We start from the raw sequence: 1,612 nt of genomic DNA, 5'->3' as shown, positions 1-1,612 counted from the left end.
CTGGCCGTTGAACACCGGCGCCAGCCGCGCCCGCCCGGCCGGCGACAGCTTGGCGAGAAAGGCCAGCAGCTTGCGGATGTCGGACACCTCATCGTCACCGCCCTTGCCTTCCTTCTTCTTGTCCTCGACCGTGTTGCCCATGAAGGCGATCAGCGGCTTGTCGGCAAACTGCGCGGTAAAGCCCAGACTCCCGCCCTCGCTCAGGCGCAGCTCGTCGTGCAGGGTCAGTTTGTCGGCCAGCGTCTCGAACGCCGCCTGAAAGTTCTCCCACGCTTCCTCGCCCACGGCGATGGCATCCGCACCGACGCGATGGATACTGTAATCCTTGCCGTAGCCGTCCTTGTAGAAGCGGAAGTAGTTGTAGTCATAGACGATCTGCCCGCCGTACTCCTCGACGTGCTTCTCGCTGATGCCGTGATACGTCGCCGAATACTCGAACAGGAAGGCGTTGGGGAAATCCGCCAACTCGTGGCGCAACTGCTTGAACGCCCCGGCCTCCTTGCCGCCGCCCGCCAGGCCGATATGCCCCTCATCGACCAGCACCAGCCGGAACACGCGGCTCGACGGCGGCAGCTTGAAATAGCCGCGCTCATGATTGAGCAAGCTGCCCGTCGACTCCACCGTCAGCCGGATGCGGTTGGCGCATTGGCGGTTAAGCGCACCGACCAGCGGCAGCAGGTCGCGCCGGTGCTGCTCGATCAGATTCACGCCCGGCGTCGTGACGATGATCTGCAACTCGTCGAACGCCTGCATCCCGCCGATGTGGTCGATGTATTGCAGGATATTGAGATGCATCAGCAGCGTCTTACCGCTGCCCGTCGCCATCCAGTACGCCAGCAAGTTGCCCGGCGCCTCGGCCTTGCCGTCGCGCCGCTCGCGCAGCGCCGCCTCGGTGAAATAGAGCGCCAGAATCTGGTAATAGCGCAACTGCACCGGGCGGCTCACCAGCGCGTTATAGCGCGCCAGCCAGCCCTGGATCGCATCGCGCGCCCACTTCGCCACGCCCGATTCCGCCTCCGGCGCGTAGCCCTCGACGGCTTTCTGGTACGCCGGATCGTGCCGTTCGCTGGCCGCGGCCAGCGTCTTCAGCAAATCCGTCCTGAGCCGGTTGTAGAGCTTCAGTTCCATGCAGCGCCCCGGTCGAAATCCACCGGTGAAATCAGCGTGCACGGCAGCTTCACCTTGCGCAGGTCCGCCCAGTGATTGACTTCCAGCCGCTGAATGCGCGGCGAACCGTCCGCATTCACGTAGCGCGCCGCAATCGCGTTGAGCGCCGCGCTGTCGTCCTCCGGCTCGTTGATGTCGCGCAGCAGCACGAGGCAGGCGCACTCCGTCTCCAGCGCCACATAGCGCCGCCCGGCCTCGACGAACACACGCCGTGAACGTACCCAGTAACCTTGCAGCAAGGCCCACGTTTCCAGCAGATCGACGGTGCGCGGCTCGCCGTTCCGCCCAACGCGCAGCGTGTTGGCGAACGGGCGGGTCAGGTCGAGCGACTGGCGCACCCGGTTTTCCTCGGGGCGGAACAGGTAGCGCACCGGCACGCCCTCGGGGAGTTGCGGCGCATCCCAGGCCGTTTCGAGGTTGGCGAGCGTGTCCTCGTATTGCTCGA

Annotated in this window: 2 protein-coding genes; both read right to left on the bottom strand. The window is 65.3% G+C overall.

Going from position 1 to position 1,612, the window contains the following annotated elements; genetic code table 11:
• Nucleotides 1-1,128, bottom strand: a 1,128-nt coding sequence (locus KBA32_RS14950) for a DEAD/DEAH box helicase family protein (protein WP_294360525.1), incomplete at its 3' end; no start/stop codon positions are given.
• Nucleotides 1,119-1,612, bottom strand: a 494-nt coding sequence (locus KBA32_RS14945; protein WP_294360523.1) for a hypothetical protein, incomplete at its 5' end; no start/stop codon positions are given. The genes KBA32_RS14950 and KBA32_RS14945, both read right to left, overlap by 10 nt.

This window comes from Propionivibrio sp., from assembly GCF_017995515.1.
Classification (GTDB): domain Bacteria; phylum Pseudomonadota; class Gammaproteobacteria; order Burkholderiales; family Rhodocyclaceae; genus Propionivibrio.
Note: the sequence above shows the minus strand (reverse complement) of the source record. Positions and strands in the feature narration are given on the sequence as shown.